Source organism: Gemmatimonadota bacterium (assembly GCA_026702745.1).
Classification (GTDB): domain Bacteria; phylum JAAXHH01; class JAAXHH01; order JAAXHH01; family JAAXHH01; genus JAAXHH01.
In genome coordinates this window covers 74,048-90,533 of the sequence record JAPPBT010000066.1, presented here as the reverse complement: position 1 = coordinate 90,533, position 16,486 = coordinate 74,048, and the positions used below count along the sequence as shown (strand labels likewise).

Annotated in this window: 15 protein-coding genes; 6 read left to right on the top strand and 9 right to left on the bottom strand. The window is 62.8% G+C overall.

Going from position 1 to position 16,486, the window contains the following annotated elements; all coding sequences use genetic code 11:
* Positions 1-1,448 (bottom strand): hypothetical protein (locus OXH56_11550; GenBank protein ID MCY3555939.1); only part of this gene is annotated, 1,448 nt, incomplete at its 3' end.
* Between the two features lie 219 nt (positions 1,449-1,667).
* Here OXH56_11550 and OXH56_11545 point away from each other — a divergent pair.
* The 3 genes from OXH56_11545 to OXH56_11535 are packed head-to-tail and all read left to right on the top strand — an operon-like array spanning position 1,668 to position 4,432.
* Positions 1,668-2,261, top strand: a complete 594-nt coding sequence (locus OXH56_11545) for an N-acetylmuramoyl-L-alanine amidase (GenBank protein ID MCY3555938.1) — start codon at positions 1,668-1,670, stop codon at positions 2,259-2,261.
* A gap of 25 nt (positions 2,262-2,286) precedes the next feature.
* Entirely contained in the window at positions 2,287-3,645 is a 1,359-nt protein-coding gene (gene selA, locus OXH56_11540; GenBank protein ID MCY3555937.1) for an L-seryl-tRNA(Sec) selenium transferase, read from the top strand.
* A gap of 7 nt (positions 3,646-3,652) precedes the next feature.
* Entirely contained in the window at positions 3,653-4,432 is a 780-nt protein-coding gene (locus OXH56_11535) for a glucose 1-dehydrogenase (protein MCY3555936.1), read from the top strand.
* A gap of 19 nt (positions 4,433-4,451) precedes the next feature.
* Here OXH56_11535 and OXH56_11530 read toward each other — a convergent pair whose 3' ends face one another.
* The 6 genes from OXH56_11530 to OXH56_11505 all read right to left on the bottom strand — a co-directional run bounded on the left by OXH56_11530 (position 4,452) and on the right by OXH56_11505 (position 10,010).
* On the bottom strand, positions 4,452-5,267 hold the full coding sequence (locus OXH56_11530; protein MCY3555935.1) for a creatininase family protein: 816 nt from the start codon (positions 5,265-5,267) through the stop codon (positions 4,452-4,454).
* 33 nt (positions 5,268-5,300) lie between these two features.
* Positions 5,301-6,032 (bottom strand): phytanoyl-CoA dioxygenase family protein, encoded by a 732-nt coding sequence (locus OXH56_11525; GenBank protein ID MCY3555934.1) that lies wholly within the window; start codon positions 6,030-6,032, stop codon positions 5,301-5,303.
* A gap of 10 nt (positions 6,033-6,042) precedes the next feature.
* Positions 6,043-6,774, bottom strand: coding sequence for a phytanoyl-CoA dioxygenase family protein (locus OXH56_11520; protein MCY3555933.1), 732 nt, complete (start codon positions 6,772-6,774; stop codon positions 6,043-6,045).
* A gap of 61 nt (positions 6,775-6,835) precedes the next feature.
* The gene (locus tag OXH56_11515; protein ID MCY3555932.1) at positions 6,836-7,843 is read right to left on the bottom strand and encodes a phytanoyl-CoA dioxygenase family protein; all 1,008 of its coding nucleotides are present in this window, start codon (positions 7,841-7,843) and stop codon (positions 6,836-6,838) included.
* 27 nt (positions 7,844-7,870) lie between these two features.
* Entirely contained in the window at positions 7,871-9,130 is a 1,260-nt protein-coding gene (locus tag OXH56_11510; protein MCY3555931.1) for a mandelate racemase/muconate lactonizing enzyme family protein, read from the bottom strand.
* A gap of 4 nt (positions 9,131-9,134) precedes the next feature.
* The gene (locus tag OXH56_11505) at positions 9,135-10,010 is read right to left on the bottom strand and encodes a phytanoyl-CoA dioxygenase family protein (GenBank protein MCY3555930.1); all 876 of its coding nucleotides are present in this window, start codon (positions 10,008-10,010) and stop codon (positions 9,135-9,137) included.
* Positions 10,011-10,214: 204 nt separating this feature from the next.
* Between OXH56_11505 and OXH56_11500 the strand changes: the two genes are divergently transcribed.
* The 3 genes from OXH56_11500 to OXH56_11490 all read left to right on the top strand — a co-directional run bounded on the left by OXH56_11500 (position 10,215) and on the right by OXH56_11490 (position 13,891).
* A complete protein-coding gene (locus OXH56_11500; protein MCY3555929.1) occupies positions 10,215-11,210 on the top strand; it encodes a Gfo/Idh/MocA family oxidoreductase in 996 nt (331 codons plus the stop codon).
* Positions 11,207-12,388 (top strand): N-methyl-L-tryptophan oxidase, encoded by a 1,182-nt coding sequence (gene solA, locus OXH56_11495; GenBank protein ID MCY3555928.1) that lies wholly within the window; start codon positions 11,207-11,209, stop codon positions 12,386-12,388. The genes OXH56_11500 and solA overlap by 4 nt, the downstream gene beginning before the upstream one ends.
* A 339-nt stretch (positions 12,389-12,727) precedes the next feature.
* On the top strand, positions 12,728-13,891 hold the full coding sequence (locus tag OXH56_11490) for an oxygenase MpaB family protein (protein ID MCY3555927.1): 1,164 nt from the start codon (positions 12,728-12,730) through the stop codon (positions 13,889-13,891).
* Between the two features lie 53 nt (positions 13,892-13,944).
* Here OXH56_11490 and OXH56_11485 read toward each other — a convergent pair whose 3' ends face one another.
* Both OXH56_11485 and OXH56_11480 read right to left on the bottom strand, forming a co-directional pair.
* Complete coding sequence (locus OXH56_11485; GenBank protein ID MCY3555926.1) at positions 13,945-15,132, bottom strand: amidohydrolase family protein; 1,188 nt, start codon at positions 15,130-15,132, stop codon at positions 13,945-13,947.
* 23 nt (positions 15,133-15,155) lie between these two features.
* Entirely contained in the window at positions 15,156-16,157 is a 1,002-nt protein-coding gene (locus OXH56_11480; protein MCY3555925.1) for an acetyl-CoA carboxylase carboxyltransferase subunit alpha, read from the bottom strand.
* Positions 16,158-16,486 lie beyond the last annotated feature (329 nt).

Genomic DNA, 16,486 nt, shown 5'->3' with positions numbered 1-16,486 from the left:
CCGATTTCACCGCCGGCGCCCTCTCCCTCCGGCGCGCGGGCCGATACGCTGTGGGGACATCCGGGACAGTAGTGGGCGGTACGCCGGGCAAAGGAGCCTTCGTCTCGTTCCGCGATGGCGTTCAGTTCCTCCATGCGGTCGTAAACGGGTGCCGACGGGTAAATCTCCTGCAGCATCGGTCCGAGCCGCAGGGTAAGCAGGTCTGGATTCAACTCGCCGTAAATCGGAATGAGCGGACGGTCGTCCGGACCTCGCTTTCCATAGACGTGTTCGACACCGGTGCCCAGGATCGCGTGGGCTGCCGCTTCCTCCACGAAGGGGCCCTTCTCTTCCACGACCACCACGGTCTTCAAGCGTTCTGCGAACTCCCGGATCGACCGCGGATTGACCGGGTAGATCACCCCCAGCTTCAGGACCGGCACCTTTTCATCCAGGTTCAGCAGCCGAAGCGTCTGGACGAGGTCGACGTAGCTCTTGCCCGTCGCGATGATACCCAGGGGACTGTCCGAGTCCGGATTATCGACCGTGTCGATCCCGTTTAACCGGGCGTACTCAGCGGCGATTCCCAGGCGCACCGTGGTCAGTTCTTCTTCGAAGGGGATGGACTGGGTAGAGATGACCACCTGGTGAAAGCGTTTTTCGTAGGGCGATCCAGGCCGTCCAGGCCGTCCTGCCGGTTCAGCCGACCCAGCCGACCCAGCCGGTTCAGCCGACCCAGCCGACTCAGCCGACCCAGCCGACCCAGCCGACTCAGCCGAACCAGGCTGATCGCCCGTCGTACCGGGTGGCAGCGTCACGCTGGGTAGTTCGGGGTTTACATCCACCGTTTCGGCGCCGTCGCAGATAGGCGTGACGAGTTTGATCCCGCAAAGTACCCCGGCGTACCTGCTGAGCGCGAGCGCGTGGTGCGCATAGGTGATGACCTCCGAGACCGTCGAAGGGTAGAAGACGGGAATGTGCGCGTCGCGCAGGGCCTGTTCGCTGCTGGCGGGGTACCCGGAACTCTTCGCCATGTGGTCGTCCCCGCAGAACAGGACGACACCGCTGTCCTTCCCCGTCCCCGCGATGTTGGCCAGGCTGAATTCGTCCAGGGCCCATTTCACGCCGTGGGCCTTGCCGTACCAGAATCCGTCCACGTTTCCTTCGTACTGGCTGCCGTGCACCGCCGCCGCCGCGGTCTTCTCGTTGACCGCCGCCTGGTGTACGAAGGGCGCCGCCTCGTTGAGCCGGTCGGCCTGTTGCCGGATTTCGAGGTCGAGTCCGCCGAGGGGCGAGCCTTCATAACCGGACATGAAGCTGCGCCTTACCATGCCGCCGGAAAGGGCGTCACGACGCTGCTTGTCCAGCAGGAAGCGGACGATGGCATGTATGCCGGTGAGAAAGACCGTACCGTGGTCCTTGAGGTATCGGTCCTGCAGCGAGGGCGCTGAAATGGCGTCGGTGGTCAAGGCCGGTCCTGCCTGTTCGAGAGGCATCTTAAAACAGATGTTTTGCACTTCAGAATCATGGCATCAGTATACGCGGTGGGGTGTTGCGTGTCAACCGACGCGGGGGGCCGCCACACCGTAGGAACGCGATGAAACGGATTGCCTTGCAGCGGTCCATCCTGTAAGTTTCAGGGAACGATCCTGTGACGAAAGCGACCTTCGGAAGGACGCGTGCCGGACATGTCGAATGCCGCTGCGGATATCCCATTCACCCCGGCCCTTTATGCTTCGAGCCGTGAAGACGCGCCGATCGATATGCTGGTGCTTCACTATACGGACGGACCTTCGCTGGAAGACTGCGTCGCGATCTTTCAGGACCCGGAGCGGCGCGTCAGCTGCCATTACATCGTGGGTCTCGACGGCGCGGTGCTGCAGATGGTCCGTGACGAAGACTGCGCCTGGCACTGCGGGACCAGCACGTGGCGGGGGCGGGAAGGCTGCAACCGCTGGTCGCTGGGCATCGAGATCGTCAACTGGGGGCGGCTGGAGAAAAAGGACGGGAGTTTCTACTGTTGGCCGGAGGAATACGGGACGCCATACAGCGGACCATCGCCTGTTCCGTCCGGGAGCGACTGGTGGGCGCCCTATCCGCCCGGCCAGGTCGAGCAGGTCGAATCGCTGTCCGGGCGGCTCGTCGAACGCTACCGGATCCCCCTGGACAATATCGTGCGCCACAGCGACATCGCGCCGGAGCGCAAGATCGATCCCGGACCCGCGTTCCCCTGGGACCGTTACAAGGCGCGGATGACGCAAGTGATCGCCGACCGATGGTAACCACGAAAACCGACCTCCCTATCTTATGCCAGACCAGGTTAATCCATCCGCGGCAGAATCCCGGACCGGTGCATTGACGCCCGCCGTGAACGGCACGGGCGTGATCCTCCATACCGGGCTGGGACGGGCCGTGCTGTCCGAGGTGGCGCGGCAGGCCGTGTCCGACGCGGTCGAGGGATACTGCACGCTGGAGATCGATGCCGAAACGGGCAAGCGAGGCTCGCGCCACGACCTGGTTTCCGGGCTGCTATGCGCCTTGACCGGAGCGGAATCGGCCATCGTGGTGAACAACAACGCCGCCGCGGTCATGCTGATCCTGCACGCCCTGGCTCGGGACCGCGAAGTCATCATCTCCCGGGGACAACTGGTGGAAATCGGAGGGTCCTTCCGCATGCCGGACGTCATGGCCGCGGGCGGGGCCCGGCTCGTCGGTGTGGGTGCGACCAATCACACCGAACCGGACGACTACCGCGCGGCCATCACGGACCGGACGGCCCTCATCATGGCCGTCCACCGGAGCAACTTCGACCTCGCCGGCATGGACGTCTCGGTGCCTCTCGACGAACTGGCGATGCTGGGCAGCGAGCGGGACATACCGGTCGTGTACGACCAGGGAAGCGGCGCCCTGATCGACCTGGTAGCGTACGGTCAGCACGGCCTGGACAGCGGATACACGGTGCGGGACGCGCTCGACCAGGGCGTCGACGTGGTCTGCTTCAGCGGCGACAAGCTGCTGGGCGGGCCGCAGGCGGGAATCATTGCGGGCCGGAGGGATCTCATCGACCGGATGAAGAAGGATCCGCTGATGCGGGCCTTCCGCGCGGATAAGATGGTCTACGCCGCCCTGCAGGCCACCCTGGAGTTGTTTACTGATCCGGACAGGCTTGCCGATGACCACGCGGTTACGGGTATGATCGCCGCATCCACCGGGAAGCTTGAATCCAGGGCGAATCGACTCGCTGAAGGTCTCACGGACCGATTCGCACACCGCGTCGGTGTGACTGTGGAGGAATCCTCAGCCGAAATCGGAGGCGGCGCCCTGCCGGTCCAGCCAATCCCGTCCCGCGTCGTGGCGCTTCGGCCGGTGGGATGGACGAACAGGCAACTCGCCGCCGCATTCAGACGGCAGTCGCCCCCCATATTCGGCCGGTTGTCGGGAGACCGTTTTCTGCTCGACCTGCGTACGCTGGAAGAGCGGGCGTTCCCGGTGGTCGAAGCCGCAGCCGGCGAAATCGCGCGCCGTATGGACGAAGACGCCTCACGGAGCGATGATGCCTCACTGAGCAAGGACACGTCGCGGACTAAGGACGGGTCACGCAGCACGGACGGGACACGGAGCGAGGACGGGTCACGGACTTTGGACGGGTCACGGAACAAGGATTGAAGCGCATATGAGCGACCGGTTGAAAGGCAAAGTAGTGGTCGTCACCGGCGGCGGTACCGGCATCGGTCTCGGAATCGCCAGATGCTGTCTCGAAGCGGGAGCCGCCGTGATGATCGCCCAGCGCCGGATCGAGATCGCCGAGCGCGAGGCCGCACGCTTCCGTGATCAGGGCTTCGCCGTTCAGGCACAACGGTGCGACGTGCGCCGTCGGGAGGACGTCGCCGCCCTGCTGGACCTGGCGGATTCCTTGCTTGGCCCGGTGGACGTGATGGTCAACAATGCCGCGCTGACGGGAAAGTCCCTTGAACTACGGCCCTTCATGGAGGAGACGGACGAACACTGGCGCAGCGTCCTCGACATCAATCTGACCGGCGCGTTCATCGGTACGCAGGAGGCGGCCCGCAGGATGATCTCAAGTGGAACGGGCGGTTCCATCATCAACATCTCGTCCGTCGCCCAGTTCGCCGCGCAGGAAGGCGCCTCCGCCTACTGTGCCGGCAAGGCGGGACTGGATGGCCTCACCAAGTCCGCGGCCATCGAACTGGCGGCGCACGGCATCCGCGTGAACAGCATCGCGCCGGGCGATATTCACACGGAACAAAGCGACCAGCCGAGGGAGGACGCGGTAGGGCGGGGCGCTACGGGAAGGTTCTTCCGCGACACGCCCCTGGACCGCCGGGGAACACCTGAGGAAATCGGCCGCGTGGCCGTGTTCCTGGCCAGCGATGAGGCGAGTTTCGTTACCGGGGCGACGTGGCTGGTGGACGGGGGATTCCTGAGTTACTAGCCAGCTGCGGCGGCCGGATTCACCACCGGATCCCGCGCTGCACCGGCCCGGTGTGCTGATCGCTGCGCTGCTCGATCGGCCACTTCTTGATATCGTCGACCAGTTCGATCAGGCCTTCCACGGACGCGTCGAAGATGATCCTGCCCTTCTCGGCCGTCGCCGGCGTCGGGTCGCCGTGGACCCCCAGGCCCGTCCATCTTCCCCAGAAATCATTGAATCGCACCGTCCCGGTGCTGTCGGAGGAGCAGTACTTCCCCACCCGGTCCATGTCCGGCGCGGCCTTGTCCATCTTTACGCGATCGCCGGCCAGGTGCAGGTACAGGGACGTCTCCAGTTCGTCGGCGTGGGCCATCACCTCCGATTCCCTGACTTCGTTGAAGGCATCGATCAGGAAGGTGAAATAGTTGGCGGCGAAACACAGCGACTCCGTGGCAAGCACCGTCTTCCGGGCGATCAGGTCGATCATCGGTGCGTTGGAGCCATGGCCGTTTACGATCAGGATCTTCTCGAAGCCGTGGTAGGCCACGCTCTTGGTGATGTTCAGGCAGAAGGCGATGAAAACCTCGGGCTCGATGTGGATCGTGCCCGGGAAGTCGATGTGGTGCAGGTTCAGCCCGAAGGAAACCGTGGGCAGGACGAGGACGCGGTCGGGGATGCGCCGACCCAGTTCATGGCAGACCGATTCGACGAGAAAGGCGTCCGTGTCCAGCGGCAGGTGCTTGCCGTGCTGCTCGGTGGAACCCGTGGGCAGGACCACCACCTTCTGCATGCCGATCGCCTCGTTCATGTCCTCCCAGGTCAACCGGTTGTAACGGTATTCTTCCCGCACGTTCATTTTGCGTCTCCTGACAGGCTGCACGGATTTTTCTCAGTCGTCCGGGATCTCCACGGGTGTCCGCCTGCCCACGCTGGGCGGACGGAGCAGGTCGCGCTGCAGGTCGTTGGCGGCCAGGTCGCGCGCGTCGTCCAGCCCGTCGGCGGAAGCCCAGGCGGAATACCCGGGTGAATACTTGTACAGCAGCGCGCGCCGCCGCCGATCGGAAGTCCACGTGGTGGTGCCGTGGACCAGCGCTTCTGTGAAGATGAGCATGTCTCCCGCCATGAAGGACGGGTTCGCGACGAGATGGGAATCCACGGGCGGTCGGTAACGGAAGTTCGACTTGTGGCTTCCCGGCACGCAGATGAGTCCGCCGTCGCCCGGGTTGATGTCCTCGAGGGCGTACATGACCACGATCAGTCCGTTGTACATCTTACCATCGAACCACTGGTACTGGTGTTCGCCGTGATCATGTCTCAGCCCGCCGTGCAAGTTGGGTTTCACGTGGCCTCGCTCGACGGAAAGTCGGTCCATCTGCAGCCCGTAAGCGTGGTCCAACCGCATCCATTCCCCGATCATCGTGCGGATGATCCGCAGCGTGCGGGGATGGGCCATGAGTTCCATGAATACAGGATCGAGCGTGAGAAACTGGAATCCGTGGGTCTCGTCAGTAAGGTGCCTGTCCAGGATCCCGTTCAGGTAATCGACCCGGTCCCGGGTCAGCATGTCCTTGTAGACGATGTATCCATTGAGGTCGAATTCGAAGATTTCGGCTTCAGTCATGGATTTCTCCTCACGCATCCGGGATTTCCACCGGCGTTCGGCCCTCGATGCTGGGTGCCCTGAGCAGGTCACGCTGCAGGTCGTTGGCGGCGAGCGCCTGCAACTTTTCCCATCGCTCGGGGATCGCCCACGTGGAATGTCCCGGCGAGTATTTGTAGAGCAGTGAGCGCCGCTTGTCACGCGAGGTCCACGTGTCGGTCCCGTGGACCAGCGCTTCCGTGAAGATCAGCATATCACCGGCCTTGAGTGACGGATTCACGACCAAATGCGAGTCCGCCGGCGGCTTGAAGTCCATGTTGGTCTTGTGGCTTCCCGGAACGCAGATAAAGCCGCCGTCGCCGGGGTTGACGTCCTTAAGGGCATACATGACGACAGTCAGCCCGTTATACATCTTTCCGTTGAACCACTGGTAGTGGTGCTCGCCGTTGTCTTCCAACGGTCCGCCGTGAAGGTTTGGCCTCATATCGCCGCGTTCCTCGGAGCGCGTATCCATCTGCAGTCCGTAGGCGTGGTCCAGTCGCAGCCAGCCGCCGATCATCGTCTTCAGGATGTTCAGCGTCCGCGGATGGGCCATGACATCCAGGAACACTGGATCCAGGTGCAGGAAAGGAAAATTAAAGGATTCTTCCGTAAGATGACCGTCGAGAATCCCGTTCATGTGGTCGACCTGGTCCGGGGTCAACAGGTCACGGTATATGATGACGCCATTCAGGTCGAATTCGAAGATTTCCGCTTCGGTCATGGCTGCCTCCTGATTCCTCGCCTACAGCTTATCTGCCGCATGCTTACTCCGGGTTTCCCGGTTAACCTTCTACTACAGGCGATCCCACCGCGCCGTCGGGCAGGGTATTCCTCCGTTTCCATCGCCGCCATTCTCTGGTCCTCTTCTTCTTCATCAGGTTTTCCGCCCATGCTTCCAGGGGTACGTCACCGGGCTCCGGGCGCCAGTACCTGGAAGCCGGATGGGCTGGGTCACCGTCCTGGTAGACCACGCCGTCCTCCGTGGTGTTGGACCCCAGCAGCTGGCGCTGGACTGGCGTGCATCGCGCAAGCAATTCCGCGTCCTGCCGATCGTAGTCTCCGGGTCGCGCCCAGCGGTAATTGTAACCGTAGTAGAGGCACTTCCGGGAATGGTCGGACAGGTTGGGCGTCAGGCAATGCCAAAGGGCCGTGCGCCAGACCATTGCGGTCCCCGGACGGACGTTCACCTCGACGATGTCCGCCGGGTCGATGTGGTAATCCGGATCGTGAATTAGTTCAGGCGAACGGAGGTGGCTGCCGCGCACGACGCAGATGGCGCCACTGTTGTGCTCGGTGAGATCGGTGAGGTAGTACCCGACCTTGACCTCCAAGAAAGGGACGATGCCGTTCGTGATAGGGTAGCCGTAGTTGGGTGCGTCGGAGTGCCAGGGGAAGAATCCGCCCGCCGCCCCCAGCTCACCCTCCACGTGGTCTTTCATGGGCGGCCGGACGTCTACGTGAGAAGTCCGGATCTGGATGTTGACGCCCATGACGTCCACGACCATCGGCAGGATCTTCGGATATTCGATCAACGCGAAGAGCTCGTCGTGTTGGGTCAGGGCATTGCGGATCTGGTACGCGGCGTCCTGAGCGGTCCCATGCGACTTGCGGTGTTTTTCGTTAAGCTCTTCGACGACGCTGATCAACCGGTCGACATGGTCCGGCGACAGGGCGTCCTCGATCAGGATGAAGCCGTCTTCGTCGAATTGTTGCCGCTGCGCTTCGGTGAGCGCCAGGTAAGGCTCGGGTTCAAAGGGGTCAGGCGCGGCCTGGACAGCGGGAATGTTCATCGTTTACTCCTTCCATCCATCGGACGATCAACTCCACAGGCGGTCGTGAGACCGTAAAGCGTTCCACTCGTCGGTGGGTTCGAAGTAACCGGGATCCTTCTCGCTGATGTGCTCGCGTATGGCCTCTTCGTTCAGTTCGATCCCCAGGCCCGGCGCGTCCGGCACCGTCATGAACCCCTCCTGGACCGACGGTTTCGGCAGGCCGGTCACCAGGTCGTCCCACCAGGGCACGTCCACGTGGTGGTGCTCCAGGGCGATGAAGTTCTCCGTGGCCGCGGCGCAGTGTACGCTGGCCATCTGGGCGACGGGCATGGCCGACATGTGCAGGGCCATGGGGATGCCGTATTCCTGGGCCGTATCGCCGATCTTCTTGGTCTCCAGTATGCCGCCGGAAGTGGCCAGGTCGGGATGGCACACCGAAATGGCCCGGTTTTCGAAAAGGTCCATGAACCCTTCCCGAAGATAGATGTCCTCGCCCGTGCAGATCGGCGTGTCGCAGGCGTCGCGCAGGCGGACGTACTGCTCGGTGAACTGCCACGGGACCATGTCCTCGTACCAGGCCAGGTTGTACCGGTCCAGCGCCTTGCCCAGGCGGATGCAGTCCTCCACGCCGATGTGTCCGAAGTGGTCGACGGCCAGCGGGATCTCGTATCCGACGATGTCGCGCACCCCGGCCACATAGTCCGACAGCAGGCCGATGCCCTTGTCAGTCAGCCGGATGCCCGTGAAGGGATGCATGATGTGCAGGGTGTCCAGCATCCCGGAAGGGGCCGACAGGGTACCCGGTGTATTTTTCAGCAGGCCGATGCCCACGTCCATCTTCAGAAAGGTGAACCCCCGGTCCATGCGTTCCTTCAGGCGGCGTCCCATCTCTTCGGCATTCGGGGTTGACGTCGTATCGCAGTAGATACGCACGCGGTCCCGGAACTTGCCGCCCGCCAACTGGTAGGCCGGCACGCCGTAGGCCTTGCCCGCGAGGTCCATGAGGGCCATCTCGATGGCGCAGACACCGCCGGCCTGCCTGGCGTGGTGGCCGAACTGGCGGATCTTCCGGAAGACCCGGTCTACGTCGCAGGGGTTCTCGCCCAGGATGCGCGACTTGAGGGCCAGGGCGTAGGTCTTGCTGGCGCCGTCCCGCACCTCTCCGAGGCCGTGGATGTCCTGGTTGGTATCGAGCCTGATGATCGTTGATGCGCCGATGGTCACGGTGCGCAGGTCGGTGATACGCAGTGCGCCGGGGCGGGAAGCGGTGTTTACGTTGCTGGCTATTTCCGCTGTTTCTGGCACGGATTCAACCCGTTTCTCGCCGTTGTCCGCCGCTCGAAGCTTCCTCGGACCATTGCGCCTGCGGTTCGACTGGGCCGTGATCCCATACGGTGGGAAAGTAATGGCCGGTCAGCAGATCGCCGGGTTCGACGTCGACCCGACGTTCCATGATATGGGATCTGGAGGGCTCGTACCTGGTCCATCCCGGCATGTAATGCACCGCGATGGCGGGCCGGCCATTATCGGTCGGATTGGGAGGGCTGCCGTGCCAGGTTAGACAGTGGTGGAACATGCACTCGCCCTTCTTCACCTCGCAGGGGACGATTTCCACCTCCTCGCCATCCGGGATGAGGGACCGGTCGGGATCGGGGGTGAAACCGTCTTCGTTCGTCCCGATCGTACCGCCCTTGTGGGGTCCCCAGTGATGACTGCGCGGCACCATGCGCATGCAGCCGTTCTCCACGGTGGCGTCGTCCAGCGCCACCCAGGCGCTCACCAGGTCCGCCGGCTGGATGATTGGCCAGTAGGGATGGTCCTGGTGCCAGTCGGTGGCCCCGCCGCGCCGGGGCGGCTTGTACTGGATCTGGTCGTGCCACACCCGGAGCACGTCGGTACCGATCAATTCGCAGGCCATGCGGCAGATCTCCGGGTGATAGAGATGGACCCTGAACCCGTCATCCGCCTGCCAGGTATTGACCACCTGTATGACGACGTCTCTTTCCGCTTCCAGTTCCTCGCCGGCTATGTTCCGAACCGCCTCGGCCTTGCCGCGGGATGTGCCCGCCATGACGGTCATCAGGCGGTCGCGCAACGCGTCCGCCTCTTCATCGGTGTAGACACGGCCGACGTTGAGAAAACCCACGGTTCTGAAATTGTCGATCTGCGCCTGGGTCAGGGACACGCTGCCAGCTTCCTGTTATTGCGTTAATGGCCGGGCGCCCGGTTCGTGGAAAGATTGGAGCGAACGTAGCGGAAACCGCGTATGATGTCAAGGCCGATGTCAAGGACGATGTCCACCCGAATTCGCTTGACGATGACACGACCGATGTTTACTTCCCGGAAACACCGGAAACGACACGATTCCACGTAATCAGAGGTACCCAAAATGGCGATTCGCATGGCGCAGTACGGCACAAGTCACGGGCATGCCGCCGGCAAGCTTCAATCCATGTTGACCCATCCCGAAGTCGAGTGTGCCGGGGTCTATGAGCCGGATGCAGGGCGAAGGTCCGCCCTGGAGCATGCCGACGGACCCTATGCGGACGTTCGTTGGTTCGACCGCGTGGAGGACATGCTGGGTGATCCGGATCTCGCTGCCGTGGCTTCGGAAGGCCGCAACGACGAGAGCCTGGCCCAGACGGAGGAAATCGTCCGCGCCGGCAAGCATGCCTGGTACGACAAGCCCGCGGGCGACGACTGGCCGGCCTGGCAGGGGGTGGTTGGCCTGGCCGAGAAAGCGAGCCTGCAGGTGCAGATGGGGTACATGTTCCGGTATCATGACGGGTTCCGCAAGATCGCCGACTGGGCGCGGTCGGGCATGCTGGGCAGCGTGTTTTCGATCCGGGCGCACATGTCGACCAACGTCCCCGTTTCATCCCGCGAAGTGATCAGCGCCCACCGGGGAGGCATATTCTACGACCTGGCCGGCCACATGCTCGACCAGGTGGTCTGGATCCTGGGGCGCCCGTCCAGGGTGACCGCGTTTCTGCGCAACGAAACCGGGGATGTCCCCGCCTTTGCGGACAACGGCCTGGGTGTGTTCGAATACGAGCACGCCATGGCCACCGTGGATATCGCCGCCATGGAACCGTCTCCGCCCGCCCGCCGGTACGAGGTATACGGAACGGAGGGCAGCGCCATCCTCATCGAACCCTTCGAACCGGGCACGGAAATCCGGCTGGTGCTGAACGAAGCCGCGGGTGGCTATCCCGCGGGGGAATCCCGTGTACCCGTGGTGGGCCGCAGCCGCCAGGCGCTGTATGACCTCGAACTGGTTTCCTTCCTGAAGACCATCTCCGGTGAACAGCCGCCGGACCGGCCCCTTTCCCACGAGCTGCTCGTGCAGGAGACCCTGCTCCGCGCGACACGGGGCCTGTCGTGAGTCCACGGTCCGCAAAGTCCGCGCATTACGACGCGATCGTGGTCGGCGGCGGCATCGTCGGCGTCTCGACGGCCTATGTGCTGGCCCGCCGCGGGCTGAGTGTCCTCCTGCTCGAGCGATACGCACCCGTCCATGAACACGGCAGTTCGCACGGCGACAGCCGGATGATCCGTTTCGATTACGAAGAGAACGGGTACGTCGAAATGGCGGCGCGCGCCTTCCGGGCCTGGGAGGATCTCGCGAAACGCCTGGGAAGGCCGGTGTTCAAACGGACCGGCATCTGCAACCTGGCGCCCGCCGGCGCGGCGGTGCTGGAGACCCTTGAAACCCGTCTGCGGGAATGCGGACTCCCCTTTGAACGACTGGCCCGTGCCAACTTCGCGCACCGTTTTCCCCAGCTAAGCCTGCCACCGCACAGTGAAGCCATCTACCAACCCGACAGCGCCGTGCTTTTCGCCGACGAGGTGGTACGGAACCTGTGGGACTGCGTCGTGGAAGACGGCGTGGACGCCCTGACGGAGACGGAAGTCGCTTCGATCGTCCCGGCCGAAGAGCGCGTCGAGGTCACGGCGGCGGACGGACGATCCTGGTCAGGTACCTTTCTCGTGCTGGCAACCGGCAGCTGGACGGACCGGTGGCTGAACGCGCTGGGGATCGATGTCGATCTCGTCGTGACGCGGGAACTGCTGGCCTACTTTCCACAGGCCGGTCCGGTCCCGCATGAGGCGGGCGCCATGCCCAACGTGATCGACTACCACACCTCCGATCCCTTCTATTGCGTGCCCCAGGTGCGGGTACCGGGCGTCAAGGCCGGCTGCCACCGAACCGGCCGGGTCGTCAAGGCGGACGACCCCGTAGAGGTGGACGACGCCAATCTTGAAGCAGTGCGGGCATTCATCGGACGCAGATGTCCCCACCTGTCGCGGGATCCCGTCGCGGTGAAACACTGCCTGTACACCAATTCGGCGGACTTCCACTTCATCCTGGACCGCCATCCCGATTATGCGAACGTGGTTCTGGCGGCGGGTTTTTCGGGCCACGGGTTCAAGTTCGGCCCGGTACTGGGCGAGATCCTGGCTGCCCGGCTGTTCGATGAAACGCCGCCCGTCGACACGAACCTGTTCGGATTGGAAAGGTTCAGCAGTCAGAGGGTGCTCAAGCCTCGTACGCTCGCGTAGGTACCAACGCAGCCAGAAGGTGCTCAAGCCCCGTACGCTCGCGTAGGTATCACCGCAGACCGGACGCGTTGAAACCCCGCACGAATGTGTAATTCCTGCAACGTCCGCCAGGTGCGCTCTCTGTTCACGCGAACCGTCGGCCTACCGCACAATAACACCGAAGTGCCAGCCCTCATCACAAATAATCACAAAAAAAACAGTAAAACCACATAATTATCATATCTATTTGTGTTTTCTTCTTGGAAGAGGACACACCATTCCTGTTATTGATTTGTTTCTTAATCTCATTCTCACATTGGTGAGGTTCAGTGGCCACCTCCGAATACAACCGACCGGCACATGAGCATACCCGAAGCATACCGCCCCGGTTACAGACAAGCTTACGCGGTAGATGTTGAGACCGCGGACAACTATGTAGCGCACACGCTTGTTGGCGATCCGGTCATGGATGCTGTGGTGGAAGACCTGGTGTCGATTCCGCAACAACAGGTGCACAAGTTCATACGCGCCGGTATGGAAGAGGATCCGGACGGATTGCGGACCGCGCCGCAATCGCTTAGGGACTTTTTTTTCGACGCGCCGCAGCCCGATCCGGAATGGCTGGATCACGAAGCCTTCATGCCGGGCATACGCGCCTTCCAGAGAAACGCGGTCAGAATCCTTTCAGCCTTCGTCACCGGCGTGTTGATCGACGGATTCTCGACACTGATAAGCACCTCTTTCGTGCAAACCGGACGGATATTCAACAACGGAGTCTGGCGCCTCAAGCAGAACAACAGGCATCAGATGGAGATTTTCTTTCCCGGGGGACTGCGACGGTACGGCGACGGGTGGAAACTGTCCGTACGCATACGATTCGTACATGCCCAGGTCCGGTACCTGCTGAGCAAGTCGGACAATTGGAACCAAGGGGCCTTGGGATGTCCGATCAGCGCAGCCCACCTGGGCTACGCCGTAGTTTGCTTCGCCACGCGCACCGTAAAACACTCCGAGTCACTGGGGGCTCACTTTCGCATCGACGAACGAGCCAGTTTCCATGATGTCTGGCGGTACGCGGGCTATCTCATGGGTATTCCCGAAACCATCCTATTCAGCGACGAGCAACATGCCAATCAGATATACCGGATCGGTTCGATCTGCGAACCTTCTCCCGGCCAGGACGCTATCCTCATGGCAAATGCGCTGATAAACTCCGCCCCGCTGGTCGCCGGCATCAAAGACACGCAGGAGCGGCGGAATCTGGTGAAGAAGGTTATCTACCCCGTTTCCCGCGCGCTTATTGGAAAACACCTTGCAGACAACCTGAAATTCCCTGCGAACAGAATGCCGTTATCGCTGGTATGGTACAGACTGGACCAGTTTGTTAAGCGGATGGGAGCATGGCTTCGCCGTGCACCTCCTTCTGATTTCGCGACGCTTCTCAAGGCATCGGCTTACAACGAAGCCGGCCTGACGTACAGGCTGCCCGATCAGATCCACGATGAAGAAGGCTCGAAATGGTAATGTCGTGTATACCATAGGACGTTCTACACGTAGCCTGAGGAAGCTTTTTCGGTTCAAACGAACCTGCGGCCGTCCTTGAACACGCCGGCGATCCGGCAGATGGCGCTGATGTCCTGCAGCGGATCTCCATCGACCGCAAGGATATCCGCAAGCCTGCCGGGTTCCAGGGATCCGACCTGGTCTCCCATCCCCAGCATCTCGGCGGCCCGGCTGGTGGAAGCGATGATGGCGCCCATGGGAGAGAAGCCGCAGCACTTGACGGCGATGACGAGGCTTCCGGCGAAATCCTCGAAACGCGTGTCCGGGACGCCTGCGTCGCTGGAGATGACCATGCGGACGCCTTCCTCCAGCGTCCGCCGCAGCAAGGCGTATCGTTCGCCGTACTCGCTGTTCATCAACGCTTCCACTTCCTCGGAAGAACCGGTCCTCGGCCCGGTGATGGTGTGGCTGACGTAAAGGCCCTTCTTCAGCATCAGGTCGACCGCCGCCTCATCGTATCGGTGTCCATCTTCCTCCCCCATCCAGGAGCAGTGCTCAATGCTGTCGGTGCCCGCTATGGCGCAGTTCAGAATACCTTCGGTCCCGTGAGCGTGGGCGGCGACTCTCCTGCCCAGGCGATGGGCGTCCCGGACGAGGGCCGTCAGGGTCTCCGCCGAATACTGGGCGCGTCGCACGTTGCTGTCCGGCGTCAGCCCCCCGCCGGTGGCACAGACCTTGACCCAGTCCACGCCCATGGAGACCACCGTACGCACGGCCTTCAGCACCTCCTCCGTGCTGTCCGCGCTGATCCCCATGTAGTTAAGGTGCCCCGCCGTCGTGGTAATGGGCAGGCCGCAGGCGAGTATGCGCGGGCCGTCCAGGTGACCCCCGTCGATGGCCCGCTTCAGGGTCAGCGTCACGCCGAACACGTCGGCGCAGTCCCGAACGGTCGTCACCCCTCCCCGCAAGGCCCGTCGGGCGTTCCCGGCGGCCTCGACCACGGACTCCACGGCGCTCTTGTGCGCCAGGGAGGTGACGCAGTCCTCCCGTGCGTTCATGACGAGATGTACGTGGGTATCGATAAGGCCGGGAAGCAATGTGGCCGTGCCGAGGTCGACGACCTCTGCGTCTCCGGGAATGGAAAGGCTGTCGCGGGAACCGACGGCCTGGATCCGGTTGCCGTCCACGAGGATCAGCCCGTCGGGAATGGGCGCCGCGCCCTTCCCGTTGATGATCGCGCCGCCTGTGATGGCCTTTAGCAAGGATCCCGCTCCCGGGTTCCGGCTTACGACGGGTCGTCCGCGGCAGGTACTACATCGAAGGCGCCCATGCTGCTGTACTTTTCCAGCCGGGCTTCCAGGCGTTCCTCGACGGACTGTGTGCCCGCCTCGTGCAACGCCTTGAGGATGGATTTTCTGACGTTCGCAATGGCCGATTCGTGGTCGCGGTGCGCGCCCCCGAAGGGTTCGGGCACGATTTCGTCGATGACGCCGAACTGGAGCAGGTCGGTGGCCGAAAGCCGCAGGGCCTCGGCGCAATCGGCCTTGCGGGCGGCCGCCTTCTCCTGGTCCTTCCAGAGGATGGTGGAACAGGGTTCGGGGCTGATCACCGAATACCAGGCGTTTTCCATCATGATGACACGGTCGCCCACGCCGATGCCCAGCGCCCCGCCGCTGGCGCCTTCGCCGATCACCATGACGATGATCGGTACGCGAAGCCGTCCCATCTCGTAGATGTTTCGGGCGATCGCCTCCGCCTGGCCCCGTTCCTCCGCCCCCGCGCCGGGATAGGCTCCGGGGGTATCGACCAGGGACAGGACCGGCATGTCGAACTTCTCGGCCAGCTTCATGATGCGCAGGGCCTTGCGGTATCCCTCGGGACCCGCCATGCCGAAGTTGCGCATCACGTTTTCCTTGGTATTCTTCCCCTTCTGGTGACCCACCACGGCGATCGGCTGACCGTCCATTTTCGCCAGCCCCGTGACCATGGCCTTGTCGTCCCCGAAGGCCCGGTCGCCGTGCAGTTCGACGAAGTCCTCCATCATCCCGTTGATGTAGTCGAGCGTGTGGGGGCGGTTCGGATGGCGGGCAATGAGCACGCGCTGCCACCGGGTCAGGTTGGAATAGGTCTTCCGCCGCTGGCGGGCCACTTCCTCTTCCAGGCGCTGGATCTCATCGGCCAGGGCGTCGAGGTTCTCGGTCACCGCATAGTTTCTCATTTCCTCTATGCGCTTCTCGAGTTCGTAGATCGGTTTTTCAAATTCCAGTATCGGGCCGTTCTCATCCATGGCTTGCTCCCGGCGCTGCAGTCCGGTCTTTATAAACGGTAATCGCGGCGGACCCCATCACGTTCAAGCAGTCCCGCCGCGTTCCTTAAAATAAAGATCAACCAGTACGACCTGTCAAGGGTGGGGACCCCGCGGGGATCCGGCAGGAACCGATCGAGTGGACGCAGGCCGTTCCCAGGTTAACGCCGAGTGGGTGCAAATCGTTCCCGGTATCAGACCTCTCGTTCGACCTCCCGCCCCCATGTGACGGGCCAAACCCCTTGACATCCAGGTTGCGGTCTGTTAGTTGACCGGTGCCCGGGCAGGGTGAGAACGTCCTGGATGGGATA

Excerpts from the sequence above, each read along its gene's own strand:
- OXH56_11515 (MCY3555932.1), bottom strand. The coding sequence starts at position 7,843 with ATGAACATTCCCGCTGTCCAGGCCGCGCCTGACCCCTTTGAACCCGAG.
- OXH56_11535 (MCY3555936.1), top strand. The coding sequence starts at position 3,653 with ATGAGCGACCGGTTGAAAGGCAAAGTAGTGGTCGTCACCGGCGGCGGT.
- OXH56_11520 (MCY3555933.1), bottom strand. The coding sequence starts at position 6,774 with ATGACCGAAGCGGAAATCTTCGAATTCGACCTGAATGGCGTCATCATA.
- OXH56_11490 (MCY3555927.1), top strand. The coding sequence starts at position 12,728 with ATGAGCATACCCGAAGCATACCGCCCCGGTTACAGACAAGCTTACGCG.
- OXH56_11525 (MCY3555934.1), bottom strand. The coding sequence starts at position 6,032 with ATGACTGAAGCCGAAATCTTCGAATTCGACCTCAATGGATACATCGTC.
- OXH56_11545 (MCY3555938.1), top strand. The coding sequence starts at position 1,668 with ATGTCGAATGCCGCTGCGGATATCCCATTCACCCCGGCCCTTTATGCT.
- OXH56_11530 (MCY3555935.1), bottom strand. The coding sequence starts at position 5,267 with ATGAACGTGCGGGAAGAATACCGTTACAACCGGTTGACCTGGGAGGAC.
- selA (MCY3555937.1), top strand. The coding sequence starts at position 2,287 with ATGCCAGACCAGGTTAATCCATCCGCGGCAGAATCCCGGACCGGTGCA.
- OXH56_11480 (MCY3555925.1), bottom strand. The coding sequence starts at position 16,157 with ATGGATGAGAACGGCCCGATACTGGAATTTGAAAAACCGATCTACGAA.
- OXH56_11500 (MCY3555929.1), top strand. The coding sequence starts at position 10,215 with ATGGCGATTCGCATGGCGCAGTACGGCACAAGTCACGGGCATGCCGCC.